Here is a 14,849-nt window from a genome sequence, read left to right on the forward strand (position 1 = left end):
AGCGTTGCCGCGCGGGACGTGCTGGGGGACGACGGTGACCGGGGCGGGCGTCCGCTTCACGGGGGCCGCGGCAAGGGCGCTGACCGCGGCGATGGAACAGGCGCGGCGGGAAGGTGCGGCGAAGTTCAGCGCCGTTCATCTGCTGCGGGCGTTGCTGGAGGAGGACAACCGTGCGGTGGAGGTGCTGGGCGTGTGCGGCGTCCCACCGCAGGCCGTACGCGTCCGCCTCGACGGCGGTACCGGGGCGAAGGGGACGACTGGCCCCTTGGTCGAGATCCTTCTGACGGAGGACACGCGCGCCCGGCAGCTGATCGAGGCGCTGAGCGCTGTTCCCGGCGACTGACAGGGCGTTGTGGTATCGGGCTTCGTCACCATGCCCGCCACCCAGGCGGGTGCCTATGCCGAGGCCGGCAGGCTCGGGGCCCCGGGCCGCCGCGCCTTCGTCAGACCGTGTCCTCGACAAGCGATTGGACACGAGCGGCCAAAGCATCGTCCTTCACGGCCTGGCCGATCGGGCTGATTCCGTCACTGAACGTAACGCCGGGGCACGAGGCTTCGGCGGAGGCCGCCCCGTCGAGGCTGAACTCATCGACCTTTTTCCCGGTCCTGGCCTCGTACACCACGAAATCGTAGGAGGCCGGAACCACCTCAAGTGTTACGGGGATATCTGAACTGTCCCTGAGTTCACACTCTCCGACGGGAGCAGCGTTCATCCCGGCTTCACCTGCCTTCGCAGTCGGCATGAACATACAGATGACAAGTTGCACTCGCGAGCGATCGACTTTGCCGAAGCTGTCACCGTTCACATGCGGTTCCCATTCCGACGGCAGGTTGGGCGCGGGTGGGGCCAGGACCTGAACGCGGGGGTCATAGGAGACGATCCGGGCGACGGTTGCCGAGTGCGGGCCCCTGCCGGAGTACGGCGGACTCTTCGGGTTGTACGGTACGCCGTCGTAGCACCACCGTTCCTCGTCCGTGTCGCTTGTGGTGTCCGAGCCCTCCGAATTCGACGAGGTAGTCGGTTCCGGCGTTTCGAGCCGCGTCGACGGAGGGGCGGACGGAGCGGACTCCGCCTTTCCGCCGCCTGAGTTCTCGCAGCCCGAGACGGCGACCAGCGCAGCGACAGTGAAACACGAGAGAAGCACTCTGCGCCCGGCCGTCGCGGCACCGCCAAGGAGTGATATCCCCGCCTTCACACATTGCCATCGGCCCATGTCCTTCGTCCTCTCCCACGCACTTGTCCACCACGACGGCCACCCTGCTGACCACCAGTCCCGACGCCGGATCTCGGCCTCGCCCCGCCTCACATCTGCGATCAGCACCGGGATCGCAAACAGACATCCAAAGCAATTACCGCGTCACCCCCGGCCAGCCATCCTCTCTTCGTCCTCCTCGTCGCCGTCCTCATCGATGAATCGCCCATCCACCTCGTCGGGGGTGAACCAAGCCCGGGACGACTTCGGCACCGCAAGGAGAAGGGTCATCACGATCGAGACCACAATGGACGGGAAACCGAATGCGATCGCTACAACCCGGGCGCCGCGGTTTCCTTGCCATAGCCCGAGAGCCACCGAGCCCGGCAGGAGCGTGACGAGACCAAGCAGTGCCAGCCAGCCGCCGCCCGCGATCGCAATACCGAGAGCAAAGATCAACATGGCGGCAGCGAACAGCGCGTAAAAGACAATTGCTGCGGCGACCGGCTTGGGGGGTCTGCGCGTTTCATCGGAAGTCATCTCGCGGACGATAGCGCTGCCGACCCGGGACCGGTCCCGGGCCGGCAGCAGTTCCGGCTGCTCCCTCGGTCCGCCAGACGCCGGCGCATGTCCTTGGTGAGAGTCGATGTCCGCCGCCGTGTACGCGGAATCCTCTGCGGCTTCCAGTCCCTGGGCCTTCTCCAGGGCCGCGGACAGGCTCCGGATGCCCAGAGCGCTGCGCGACGCAGGCGGCACTCCCTCGTCATCGCAGAGATTCTCCCGCGCCTTCGCCGGCGCTCAAGGTGACGCCGCGCCGACGCACTGGGGGCCTCCGCCACCACGATCCGGCGTGATCTGGACGAGTTGGCGCGCCAGCAGATGGTCACCCGTACCCATGGCGGCGCCGTGATCAACGCGATCGACGTCAGACACGGTGCGACGGCCCAGGGCGAGGGCGAGGCAGGCATCAACCGGGCGCTGGCCAAAGTGATTTATTCTGCTCGCAATCCGCTCGGATCGAGCAAAGACATCCATCGTTCTTGTCAGCCCCGAGTGCCGGAGCCGCGCCGCCGGACCGATCCGGCGGCTGGACGGTCTGCCCCTGCTCGAGGGCGCCGGCCACCTGCGGGCACCACAGGCCTCACCGGACCGAACCGGACCGAACCGGACCGTACGAGGCCGTACGGGCCCGGGAATCGGGCGTAGTTCACGCAGAATTCACCGCCGCGCTCTCCGGGTCTGCGACCTCGGGAACCAGGGCGTGGGCCTGGGGAATGCCGGCGTCGCTGGGGCCGATACGGGCCCGGTGGGGCCGGGAACTCGCGGCGAGGAGTGTTGACAGGTGACGTTTTTCGCAAGATTATGAACACAAAAAAACATGATCTTGCAGTGTGTGCCAACGACGCCATGCCCCGCCCCGCAGGAGGACGCGAGTGCGCACCCACCCCCGTAGGCCACGTGAAACCGGCAGATTCGGCATGCTCCTGGCCGCCGCGCTGGCCATGACGCTCATACCGTCCGTGACCGAACCCCTCACCACACCGGCCCGGGCAGACACCGGCGTCCAGCCGAAGGTGGCCCACGACGCGGATGCCCTCACCGTGTCCGTGCCGGCCACGGGAAAGACCCCCGGCTACACCGTCGACATCGCCACCGGCGAACTCGCCCTCACCACCGAGCGCGCCGGAGAGACCGTGCTCAGCACCGCGGGCGGCGACACGGGGGGCCTGCGATTCCGCTCCGGCGGCCAGTGGCAGCACGCGACCGAGGTCACCGACTGGGCATGGAAGGACGGCGTCCTCACCCTCACCGCCGACACCACGCTCGACGGCGCCAGCGTCACGGCGCGGCTGACCCCCGCATCGGACCGCTACCAGCTGGACTGGGACGTCGAGGGCGGAAGCCCCGACCGGCTCGGGCTCGCCTACGACCTGTCGTCGGCGGGCCACTGGTACGGCCACGGCGAGGCGGAGACCCCGCGGGGCGGCCCCGGTGTCGACCAACCCTGGCCGCTCGACGCGGGTGAGGTCGAACACGGCACCTTCGGCCCGGCCTCCTACAACATGATCGACCCGTTCTGGTACACCTCCACCGCGACCGGCCTCCGGGTCGACACTGGAGATGTCATGGACGTGGCAATCAACGGGGGCAAGGACGGCCTCGGCCGCTTCACCGTCGAGTCGTCCCACACCTACAAGGCCACCGTGTTCGTCGAGTCGACCCCGCTGGAGGTCTACCGCGACTACATCGGCCTCGTCGGCAAGCCGGCCAAGAGCGATGCCACGTACGAGCAGTACGCCAAGCCCCTGTGGAATTCCTGGGCACAGTTCTACACAAAGGTCGACCAGGAGAAACTGCTCGACTATGCCACCGACCTCCACGACAACGGCCTTGACGGACACACCATCCAGCTCGACGACAAGTGGGAGTCGAACTACGGCAATCTGACCTGGGACCCCAAGACCTTCCCCGATCCCAAGGGCATGTCGAAGAAGATCCATGACATGGGGTTCGACTTCGGCCTCTGGGTCACCCTGTGGATCAATCTGGACTCGGCCAACTACCAGCACGCGGTCGACAACGGCTATCTGCTCATGGACGCCAAGGACACCGGCAAGCCCTGCCAAGTGACCTGGTGGAACGGCCAGGCCGGAATCATCGACCTGGCGAACCCCGACGCCAGGGCCTGGTACGTGGGCAATGTCAAGAAGCTCATGAGCGACTACGACATCGACGGGCTGAAGTTCGACACCCGCTTCTTCGACGAGAAGTGCGCCCCCCGCGAAGGCCACCAGGCCACCGACTATCAGAAGCTCGGCACACAGCTCGCCGACGAGTTCGACCTCCAGGGCGCGGGCATCCGGGTGCACTGGAACGAGACGGCCCACAAGGCCGGCTTCGTCACCCGCCAGGTCGACAAGGGCACCGGCTGGGAGTCGCTGCGCGCCTCCGCCACCCAGAACCTGGCGATCTCCACCATCGGCTACCCGTTCGTCGAGTCCGACATGATCGGTGGCTCCGGCGGCCAGCCCGCGCCGTCGAAGAACGTACTGGTGCGATGGGCGCAGTCCGCCTCCCTGATGCCGCTGATGTACTCCTCGACATCACCGGTGGACACCTATGACACCACCACCGGGCAGAAGGTGGACTACGACCAGGAGACGGTCGACCTCTACCGGCAGGCGATCGAGACCCACAAGAAGCTCGCCCCGTACATCTGGGACCAGGTCCAGTCCACCCTGAAGACCGGCGACCCGATCATGCGGCCCCTGTTCTTCGACTTCCCGAAGGACAAGGAGAGCTACACCGTCACCGACGAGTGGATGCTCGGCCCGGCCGTGCTCGCCGCGCCCAAGCTGAGTGCAGGCGCCACCCGGACCGTCCACCTGCCGTCCGGCATCTGGTACGACGTCAACCAGGGGACGGTGATCCATGGCCCCAAGACCCTCAAGGGGTACGCGGCACCGCTCGGCGTCACCCCGGCGTTCGTCAACCTCGAAGCGAAGGGTGCCGCCAAGGCCATCAAGGCGCTGAAGCGCGACGACGTCTCGGCTGCCTCCGTCCTGATCAGTCCGGACGCCCCGGCCACCGGCTCCGGCACGCCCTTCGAGGTGACCACCGAGGCCACCAACTGGTCCACCAGGGCCATCAGGAACGTCAGCGCGGCCCTGGACCTCCCCGACGGCTGGACCGCCACCGCGGCCGGTCCCACCACCGCGCAGTCCCTCAAGGCCGGCGGAACGCTCACCACCACCCGGGCGGTGACTCCGGCCGCCGACGCGAAGTGGGGCGGTCACGATCTCACCGCGTCGGTGACGTACGACCGGGCCCAGGAGGCCTCCGACACGGTACGGGTGGAAACCGAGCCGACCCCGGGCAGCGTGACGGCCGCGTATCGGACGACCGCCACCACCGATGACGCCCGATACGCTCAAGCCGGGGACCAGTTCGCCATCCGGGCCGGCGGTCAGGACCTATCCGGCCAGGACGGCGAGACCTGGTCGAGGGTCGGCACCGCCGACGTGCCCTCGGCCGCCGGCACCGGTGACGCCGGGATGGTCGCCAGCGCCGCCAACATCGGCTATCCCGGCAAGAACATCGAGGCCGTCTTCAGCGGATTCTCCGTCACCTCCTGACGACGCCACCGTGCACCTCCGTGAGAGAGGGAACACCGACCCATGGGACGTACGTCCTCGCTCCTGGCCGGCTTCGTCGCGGGCGTCGTAGTGGCCGCGAGCACCACCGCGATCGCCGTCACCGGCACGAACACCGATACCGGCCCCGATTCCAAGGCCACCACCACCTGGCTGACCGTCAAGGTCGCCGATGCCATGGGCACCAGGGACACCATCACCTGGGTACCCACCGGATCCTTCGCCGGCTCCGCGGAGGAGCGGGTCCCGCGTTACCCGATGACCGCCATCCAGGGCAAGGACACCAAGGAACTGGCTCTCTCCGCCGTGCGCAACGAGCAGGTCTCGGCGCAACTGGCGATCGCGTCCGGCCACGATCTCGGCAACGTCAAGGCCGTGGTCGGCGATCTCACCGGACCCGGCGGGGCGAAGCTGTCCGGCGACGACACCCGGGTCCGGTTCGTGAAGTACGTGCCCGTTCAGCGCTCCAAAAGCGAGGTCGACTGGTCCGCCACCATCGACCAGGTCAGCTCCGGCAAGGAGGTCTCGGGTGACCGCAACCCCGATGTGGTCGGCGACCCCCTCGAAGAGCGGTCCTCCGTGGACGTGCCCGCGTACGCGGCGCAGCCGCTGTGGTTCACCTTCCACATCCCCAAGAAGGCCAGGCCCGGGACCTACCGGGGCACCGTGAAGATCGACGCCGACGGCCGCACCCAGACCAGCTACCCGCTGACCATCGAGGTCGCGGACGCGAGCGCGCCCGACTCCGATGACTACGGCTTCTTCCTCGACGTATGGGCCCAGCCGGAGACCATCGCGCAGGCACACGGCGTGAAGCTCTGGTCCGACCAGCACTGGAAGCTGATCGAAGCCTACAACCGCGACCTGGCCACCCGCGGTCAGAAGGTCATCAACACCACCGTCGTCGACAACCCCTGGCACCATCAGTGGTCGCTGGGCACCCGGGAGTCGCAGACGGCCACGCCGTACTCCAGCATGGTCGGCTGGACCTGGAACGGGAAGACCTTCTCCTTCGACTTCGCCCGCTGGGACCGTTACGTCCGGACCGCCAGACGCGCCGGGCTCGGGCCCGACATCGGCGCCTTCTCCATGCTGGCGTTCCAGGACAAGGAGCACCTCACCTACACGGACACCCGTACCGGCAAGACCGTCTACGAGAACGTCGATCTGGGCGGGGACCGCTGGCGGGAGGCGTGGGGGGCGTTTCTGTCCGCCTTCGAGCAGCACCTGAAGGCGAAGGGCTGGCTGGAGGACACCTGGCTGTCCTTCGACGAACGCCCGATCGACACCATGAGGGTCGTCAAGGACTTCGTCCACGAGGTCGCGCCGGTCTTCGACGACCGGATTTCCGTCGCCGGGTCGATCAGCACGGAGGGCGTCGCCTCGAACCTGTCCGTCGACTGGGGCGGCATCGGCGCGATGACGAAGGAGAAGGCGGCGGAGCGGCGCGCGGCCGGAAAGATCACCACCTTCTACGTGTACGGCTCACCGGCTCATCCCAACACCCTGGCGTACTCTCCCGCCGTCGAGTCACGCATGCTGCCGTGGATCTCCGCCCAGCGGAATCTCGACGGGTTTCTGCGCTGGTCGTACAACAGCTGGACGCGCGACCCCTTCACCCAGCCGGTGCACATCTTCACCCAGGGCGACGAATACCTGGTCTATCCGGGGAAGGACGGGCCGATGTCCAGCATCCGCTGGGAGCAGTTGAAGGAGGGCATCGAGGACTACGAACTCATCGCCCAGCTGAGGAAGAAGGAGGCCGGCGACGCCGACAGCGACGCCCTGGCCGAGGCCCTCGCCACGGCGACCCGGAACCTCGACGGCCGTACGAAGGACGTCACCGACATCGAGACCGCGCGGGCCGCCGTGGTGAAGGGGCTGACGTCATGAGAGGGCGATGGCGCTCCCTGCTGCTCGCCGCGCTGCTGGCCGTCATTCCCCTGACCGGTCCGGGCGCCGCGACACCCGCCCAGGCGAGGCCGCGGGCGCAGGCGCACACGGTCACCTACGACCATTACTCGGTGAAGATCGACGGCAAGCCCCTGTACGTCTGGGGCGCCGAGTTCCACTACTTCCGACTGCCCAGCCCCGACGCGTGGCGTGACGTACTCCAGAAGATCAAGGCGGGCGGATTCAACGCGGTCTCGCTGTACTTCGACTGGGGGTACCACTCGGCCAAGCCCGGCTCCTACGACTTCACCGGCATCCGTGATGTGGAGCGGCTGCTGGACGAGGCCGAGCGCGCCGGTCTGTACGTCATCGCCCGCCCCGGCCCGTACATCAACGCCGAGGTCTCCGGCGGCGGTTTCCCCGCCTGGCGGAAGACGAGAGGGGGCGTGAACCGCACCTCCGAGACCGGTTACCTCGACGACGCGCGCGAGTGGATGAGCCGGATCAACCGCGTCATCGCCCGCCACCAGCTCACCCGGGGCACCGGCACGGTGATCCTCTACCAGGTCGAGAACGAGTACCAGGGCGGCCGCCACGACGCCGACTACATGCAGACGCTGATCGACTGGGCGAAGAGAGACGGCATCGATGTGCCCACCTTCGTCAACGACGGCGGCGCCAACAAGAACTGGGTGAGCGGCAAGGGCGCCCCCGACATCTACGGCTTCGACGCCTACCCGCAGGGTTTCGACTGCTCGAAGCCCGACGCCTGGAAGAACCTGCCGGACTACTCCTATGTGAACGACTGGAAACCCGAGTCCCCGCTGATCATCCCGGAGGCGCAGGGGGGCGCCTTCGACCCCTGGGGCGGCACCGGATACCGGGACTGCGCGCGGCTCACCGGCACCGACTTCACCCGGGTGTTCAGCAAGATGAACATCGCCGCCGGGGTGAGCGGCCAGTCCTTCTACATGACGTACGGAGGTACGAACTGGGGCTGGCTCGCCGATCCGAACGCGGTGTACACCTCCTACGACTACGGGGCTCCGATCAACGAGTCCCGGCAGCTGACCGACAAGTACCAGGAGTTCAAGCGCCTCGGGTACTTCGTCAACTCGGTCCGCTCGCTGGCGCGGACCGACAAGGCCGAAGCACCCACCCCTTCCGATGAGGCACTGCGCGTCGACCGCCGGGTCAACCCCGACGACGGCACACAGTTCTTCACCGTCCGGCACGCCGACACCCGGGTGAAGGACAAGGACGCGACCACTCTGTCCCTGACCGGCGCGGACGGTGACTATCCGCGCGTGCCGCAGCGGGGCACGATCGCCGTCGACGGCCGGGACGCCAAACTCCTCGTCGCGGGCTACGACCTGGGCGACCAGCGGCTCGTCTACTCCACCTCGGAGATCATGACGCACGCGCGCGTCGGCGACCGTGACGTGGCGCTGCTGTACGGCCGCGAGGGCGAGGGCGGTGAGACCGTTCTGCGGTACGAGAAGCGGCCCGAGGTCACCGTGCTCGACGGCGAGGTGACCACCGCCTGGGATGCCGAACGCGGCGATCTGCGGCTGAACTACACCCACGACGGGCTGGCCCGCGTGCGGGTGAACGGCCTGGACCTGCTGATCGCCGACACCGCCGAGACCGCCCACTGGTGGCGGCGGGACACCGCCGCCGGCCCGGTCCTCGTGCGTGGCCCGTCCCTCGTCCGCACGGCCGAACTGGACGGCGGCACGCTGAAGTTGACCGGCGACTCCACCGATTCCACGAAGATCGAGGTCATCGCGGACGCCACCAAGGTGACGTGGAACGGCCGCGCGACCGCCGTCACACCGGCGCCTCGCCCCATCGAGCTGCCCGAGCTGACGACGTGGAAGTACAAGGAGGAAGCACCCGAGGCCGCCCCGCGCTTCGACGACTCCACCTGGACCACCGCCGCGAGGCTCAGCGCCAACAACCCCGAACTGGACGGGTCACTGCCCGTCCTCGCGATGGACGAGTACGGCTACCACCACGGCGGCGTGTGGTACCGCGGCCGGTTCACGACCACGGGTAAGCCGGCCGCGATCGCGTTGAACGCCAACACCGGACCGACCGGCCAGTACGCGGTCTGGCTGAACGGCAGCTACCTCGGCAGTTCCGGCGACGGCGCGCACACCTTCGACATCCCGGCGGGCACGCTCGAGGCGAAAGGCGACAACGTGCTCTCCGTCCTCGTCGAGAACGCGGGCCACAACGAGGAATGGGGCCACGACTACTCCAAGGAACCGCGCGGCCTGCTCGGTGCCGAGGTGATCGGTGGAGCCACCACCCTCACGTGGAGGATCCAGGGCAGCCGGGGCGGCGAGAACCCGGTCGACACCGCGCGGGGCCCGTACAACAACGGCGGGCTGTACGGGGAGCGGGCCGGCTGGTCGCTGCCGGGTTATCCCGACAACGGCTGGAGTCGCACCACCCTGGCCGGGCAGACCGGGAAGACCGGGCCCGGCGTCCGCTGGTACCGCACCACCGCCAGGCTCGACCTGCCGCGGGGCCAGGACAACGCGATCGCGCTGGAGCTCGCCGAACCCAAGGGCGGCAGGACCGACTACCGCGCCCAGATCTTCGTCAACGGCTGGCTGATCGGCCGCTACCTGGCCGACACCGGACCCCAGAGGCGCTTCGTCATCCCCAAGGGCATCCTGCGCGAGCGGGGCGGCAACACCGTCGCCCTGGCCGTCTGGTCCACCGACAAGGCTTCCGGTCCCGGCTCCGCGACCCTCGTCGACCTCGGCGCGTCGGCGGGCGGGATCAAGATCCGTACGGTGGACGCGCCCTCCTACGACGCCAAGACCTACGCCATCCCGACGCCGGGCGCCCGGGTCACCGTCGGCGCCGAGCCGTTCCTTAAGCTCGGCACGGCCACCGAGGTCCCCGTCACGCTCACCGTGCCGAAGGACGCGCCGACCGCCCGGAACGTCGAGCTGGCGCTGACGGTGCCGGACGGCTGGACCGCGATCACCGACGACACCACCCGTTTCGACCGGGTCCGGCCAGGCGACAGGGTGACCGCGTCCTATACCGTCACGCCGCCCGGCGACCCGGTCCGCTACGCCGTGCTGTCCGCGACCGCGGAGCTGACGCAGACCGGCCATCCAGGCACCGTCACCGGTGAGCGGGCCGTACAGGTGCCCCCGCCGGGGCTGTCCGCCGACGACTACGTCAGCGACTTGACCCTGGTCAAGGCGGTCAACGGCTGGGGCCCGGTCGAGAAGGACACCTCCAACGGCGAGTCCGCGGCGGGCGACGGGCGGCCGCTCGCGATCGACGGCACCACGTATGCCAAGGGCCTGGGTGTACACGCGAACAGCCAGATCCGGGTCTACCTCGGGGGCGGCTGCACCCGGTTCACCGCCACCGCCGGGGTGGACGACGAGGTCGGCGACAACGGCAGCGTCTCCTTCCAGGTGATCGCCGACGGCCGCTCGCTCTTCACCAGCCCGGTGCTGTACGGCTCCGGTGGCGCCGCCGCCGTCGACGTGGACGTGACCGGCGCCCGCTGGCTGGACCTGCTGGTCGACGGCGACGGCGACGTCTCCACCGACCACGCCGACTGGGCCGACGCCAAGCTGACCTGCGGGGGAGGCACCTCATGAACCCCGTCCGTTTCCGGTTGTCCTCCCCGCCCCTCTCCGCCCCCGGTCGACGGCTGCGGTCCGCGCTGGCCGGAGCGCTGGCCGCCGTGCTGCTCGCGGCGCTGTCCGCGGCGGTGCCCGCCCACGCCACGGGCACAGCCGCCGAAGCCACCAAGGCCACGCCTCATACGGTCAGTTACGACAAATACTCCGTCAAAGTCGATGGCCGGCGACTCTTCGTATGGTCCGGAGAGTTCCACTACTGGCGGCTCCCCAGCCCGGACCTGTGGCGTGACGTGCTTCAGAAGATCAAGGCAAGCGGCATGAACGCCGTCTCGATCTACTTCGACTGGGCCTACCACTCTCCCGCCAAGGGCCGCTACGACTTCACCGGCGTCCGTGACGTCGGCAAACTCCTCGACATGGCCGAGGAGGCCGGGCTCTACGTCATCGCCCGACCAGGACCGTACATCAACGCCGAGACGGACGGCGGAGGCTTTCCCGGCTGGCTGGTCACCCAGAAGGGACGGGCCCGCTCCACCGACCCCGAATACCTCTCCGCCGCCCGCGAATGGCTACGGAAGATCGACCGGATCCTCGCTCGCCGCCAGGTCACCGACGGCACCGGACCGGTGCTGCTCTACCAGGTCGAGAACGAGCTGTACGACCCGGACGGCCGGGACTACATCGTCGAGCTGAGCAAGCAGGCGCGGGCCGACGGCATCACCGTGCCCCTCGTCGGCAACGAGCCGATGCCGCAGTACGCGGGCGGCGAGGGACTGGACTTCGTCGGCGAACTGGACCAGTACAACTCCTTCTGCAAGGGCGAGTGGTGGCTGCCCACCCTCAAACGGCAGCAGGACGACGCACCGCTGGCGATCTTCGAGGCGGGCACCGGCTGGTTCCAGACCTGGGGCGACACCGGCTACGAGAAGTGCCGGGAGAAGATGGGCCCCGCCTACCAGAAGATCGTCAACAAGCACGAGGTCATGCGGGGCACGACCATCGAGAACCTCTACATGACCTACGGCGGCACCAACTGGGGCTGGCTCGCCGACCCACGACAGGTCTACACCTCCTACGACTACGGCGCGCCGATCAGCGAGCCGCGCCAGACCGGCGCCGACTACGACGAGATGAAGCGGCAGGGCCTCTTCTACACCACCACGGGCCCGCTCACCGCGACCGATCCGGCCGACGCGCCCGCCTCGTCCAACGAGGCCGTGCACATCGAGGCCCGCGCCAACCCGGACACCGCCACCCAGTTCCTCTACCTCCGGCACGGCGACCCGATGTCCGGCGCCGACGCCACCACGACCTTCGACTGGAAGACCCCGGACGGCACCTATCCGGTCACCGCGCGGCTGAACGGCAAGACCGGCAAGATCCTCGTCGCCGGCCATGACCTCGGCGGCCGGCAGCGGCTGGTCTACTCCACCAGCGAGCTGCTGACCAGCGCCCGGACCGGTGACCGCACACAAGCCGTGCTGTACGGCGGCGAAGGCGACCCGGGGCAGACCGTGCTGCGTTACTCCACCAAGCCCGAGGTCACCGTGATCGACGGCAAGGCCGACGCCACCTGGGACGCTGAGCGCGGCGACCTGAAGCTGGACTACACCCACTCCGGTCTCACGCGGGTCCTCGTCCAGGGCGGCGGCCGCCCCGATCTGCTGCTGCTCATCGGCACCGACGACCAGGCCGCCGGTTTCTGGCGGCAGGACACGAAGGCCGGTCCGGTGCTGGAACGCGGCACCGAGCTGGTCCGTACGGCATCCGTCACCGGCCCGACGCTCGCGCTCACCGGGGACGCGCGGAAGACGGGGCCACTGGAGGTCTTCGCACCGCCCGGCGTGCGGAGCGTCACCTGGAACGGCCTCCCCCTGAAGGTGAAGCCGACCGCGTCCGGCAGCCTGCTCGGCGCGGTGCCCGGTCCGAAGGACGTCACCCTGCCCGAGCTGACCGGCTGGAAGACATCCGCCGGAACTCCCGAGGCCGACCCTGACTTCGACGACTCGTCGTGGACCTACGCCGACGCACTGACCACCGACAACCCCACCGCGCCCGGCACCCTGCCGGTGCTGTACCAGGACGAGTACGGCTACCACTACGGCCACGTGTGGTACCGCGGCCGCTTCAAGGCCACCGGCACCGAGAAGTCCCTGTCCCTCGCCGCGAACGCCACCAACCCCGATACCTCGTCCGGGGCGGTGGGCGCGTACTCGGTGTGGATCAACGGAGAGTTCGCCGGGACCAGCAAGACCGGCCGCCGCACCTTCCCCATCGCCGACGGTCTGCTGCGCAAGGGCGAGGACAACGTGATCTCCGTCCTGGTCGGCACCATGGGCCACAACGAGGACTTCACCTGGAACAGCGACGACCACAAGCAGCCGCGCGGGCTGACCACCGCGTATCTCGCCGGGTCCGACGCACAGATCACCTGGCGCATCCAGGGCGCCCGGGGCGGCGAGAAGCCCGTCGACACCGTGCGCGGGCACATGAACAACGGCGGTCTCCACGGCGAGCGGGCGGGCTGGACACTGCCCGGCTACCCGGACCACTCCTGGGCCGACGCCACACTTCCGGCCTCCGGCAACGCCCCCGGCATCACCTGGTACCGCACCACCTTCACCCCCCGGCTGCCCAGGGGCCAGGACGTCTCCGTCGGTCTCACCATCGCCGATACCCCCGACCGTGACTACCGCGCCCTCATCTATGTCAACGGCTGGCTGATGGGCCAGTACATCAACGACACCGGCCCCCAGCACACCTTCCCCCTGCCACGCGGCATCCTCCGCGCCGAAGGCAAGAACACCATCGCCATCGCCTCGTGGAGCGAGGACGCCACGAGCGGCGGCCTCGGAAAGGTGGGTCTCACCACCCTCGGCAATGTCGCCTCCCCGCTGCGGGTCTCCGATGTGGCCGCTCCGGCCTACGACGCCACCACCTACGCCGACCCGGCCACCCGGGCACGGGTGACCGTCGACGCCCCCGACACCGTCGAGCCGGACGGCAGCTACCGGGTGACGGCCGCGGTCTCGGTGCCGGACGAGGGCAAGCCGCTCCGCGACCTCACCCTGAGCCCGGACCTGCCGGACGGCTGGACCGCGACCCCGGCCGGCCCGGTCCGGCTCGGCACCCTCGAACCCGGTGCCTCGGCGACCGCGGAATGGACCATCTCCGTGCCATCGGCCCAGAAGACCGGCACTGTCGCCATCGTCGGCGCCACCGCCGAATTCACCCGGCGCGGCAAACCTGGCAGGGTGGCCGGGGAGGAGATGGTGGCGGCGCAGCCACCGCCGCTCACGGCCGGCGAACACTACGTCAGCGATCTGCCGTTCCAGTCCAGCAGCAATGGCTGGGGCCCGGTCGAACGCGACCAGTCCGTCGGAGAGAACGCCGGAGGCGACGGCCGGCCGCTCAGCCTGCACGACACCGGCTACGCGAAGGGCCTCGGTACGCACGCCGCCAGCAGCGTCCAGGTGTGGCTCGGCGGCACCTGCGCCAGCTTCCACGCGGCCCTCGGCCTCGACCAGGAGACCTATGGCCGGTCCGACGGCCCGGCCACCGTCACCTACACCGTCCTCGCCGACGGAACGCCCGTCTACGAGAGCGGCACCGTCGACCGGGACACCGCGACGAAGGAGATCGACGTCGACGTGGCAGGCGCGCGCCGGCTCGAACTCGTCGTCTCGGACGCCGGGGACGGCAACGCCCTCGACCACGCCGACTGGGCCGACGCCAAACTCATCTGCGGCGGGGGTGCCTGATGCCCAGCGGGAGAGGAACCCTCCGCCGCGTCGCGGCGGCGCCGACCCTGGCCGCCCCGCTGCTCGGCGCGGCCCGGCAGCCGCCGAATCCGGGCCGACAACGGCCGGGCTGATGACGGCCGGGCCGATAACCGCGCCGCCAAGGCGCTCAAGGCACTCCACCATGCCGACGCGGCGCGGTAGGAACCGTTCCTGAGGAGGACCCGTGCTTGGAGTGTTCGGACG

At 69.1% G+C, this 14,849-nt stretch carries 8 protein-coding genes; 6 read left to right on the forward strand and 2 right to left on the reverse strand.

Annotation, left to right across the window (positions count from 1 at the left end):
- Positions 1-4: 4 nt before the first annotated feature.
- A complete protein-coding gene (locus IEJ02_RS06390) occupies positions 5-343 on the forward strand; it encodes a Clp protease N-terminal domain-containing protein (protein WP_223863479.1) in 339 nt (112 codons plus the stop codon).
- 100 nt (positions 344-443) lie between these two features.
- Here the strand turns inward: IEJ02_RS06390 and IEJ02_RS06395 are convergent, their stop codons facing one another.
- Both IEJ02_RS06395 and IEJ02_RS06400 read right to left on the reverse strand, forming a co-directional pair.
- Positions 444-806 carry a hypothetical protein gene (locus IEJ02_RS06395; RefSeq protein WP_191063821.1) on the reverse strand — a complete coding sequence of 121 codons (363 nt, stop codon included), beginning with the start codon at positions 804-806 and terminating at the stop codon, positions 444-446.
- Between the two features lie 552 nt (positions 807-1,358).
- Positions 1,359-1,733, reverse strand: coding sequence for a hypothetical protein (locus tag IEJ02_RS06400; protein ID WP_191063822.1), 375 nt, complete (start codon positions 1,731-1,733; stop codon positions 1,359-1,361).
- Positions 1,734-2,048: 315 nt separating this feature from the next.
- Here IEJ02_RS06400 and IEJ02_RS50305 point away from each other — a divergent pair, with 315 nt between their 5' ends.
- The 5 genes from IEJ02_RS50305 to IEJ02_RS06425 all read left to right on the forward strand — a co-directional run bounded on the left by IEJ02_RS50305 (position 2,049) and on the right by IEJ02_RS06425 (position 14,624).
- The gene (locus tag IEJ02_RS50305) at positions 2,049-2,399 is read left to right on the forward strand and encodes a hypothetical protein (protein ID WP_370466997.1); all 351 of its coding nucleotides are present in this window, start codon (positions 2,049-2,051) and stop codon (positions 2,397-2,399) included.
- A gap of 227 nt (positions 2,400-2,626) precedes the next feature.
- Positions 2,627-5,329, forward strand: a complete 2,703-nt coding sequence (locus tag IEJ02_RS06410) for a TIM-barrel domain-containing protein (protein WP_191063823.1) — start codon at positions 2,627-2,629, stop codon at positions 5,327-5,329.
- Between the two features lie 42 nt (positions 5,330-5,371).
- Positions 5,372-7,240, forward strand: a complete 1,869-nt coding sequence (locus IEJ02_RS06415) for a DUF4091 domain-containing protein (RefSeq protein WP_191063824.1) — start codon at positions 5,372-5,374, stop codon at positions 7,238-7,240.
- Positions 7,237-10,878 carry a beta-galactosidase gene (locus IEJ02_RS06420; RefSeq protein WP_223863480.1) on the forward strand — a complete coding sequence of 1,214 codons (3,642 nt, stop codon included), beginning with the start codon at positions 7,237-7,239 and terminating at the stop codon, positions 10,876-10,878. Before IEJ02_RS06415 ends, IEJ02_RS06420 begins: the two co-directional genes overlap by 4 nt.
- Positions 10,875-14,624, forward strand: coding sequence for a beta-galactosidase (locus IEJ02_RS06425; RefSeq protein WP_191063825.1), 3,750 nt, complete (start codon positions 10,875-10,877; stop codon positions 14,622-14,624). The genes IEJ02_RS06420 and IEJ02_RS06425 overlap by 4 nt, the downstream gene beginning before the upstream one ends.
- Positions 14,625-14,849 lie beyond the last annotated feature (225 nt).

This window comes from Streptomyces sp. 5-10 (genome assembly GCF_014712245.1).
GTDB lineage: Bacteria > Actinomycetota > Actinomycetes > Streptomycetales > Streptomycetaceae > Streptomyces > Streptomyces violaceusniger.

Coding starts and splice junctions, on each gene's coding strand:
- IEJ02_RS06400 (WP_191063822.1), bottom strand. CDS start 1,733: ATGACTTCCGATGAAACGCGCAGACCCCCCAAGCCGGTCGCCGCAGCA.
- IEJ02_RS06425 (WP_191063825.1), top strand. CDS start 10,875: ATGAACCCCGTCCGTTTCCGGTTGTCCTCCCCGCCCCTCTCCGCCCCC.
- IEJ02_RS06420 (WP_223863480.1), top strand. CDS start 7,237: ATGAGAGGGCGATGGCGCTCCCTGCTGCTCGCCGCGCTGCTGGCCGTC.
- IEJ02_RS06415 (WP_191063824.1), top strand. CDS start 5,372: ATGGGACGTACGTCCTCGCTCCTGGCCGGCTTCGTCGCGGGCGTCGTA.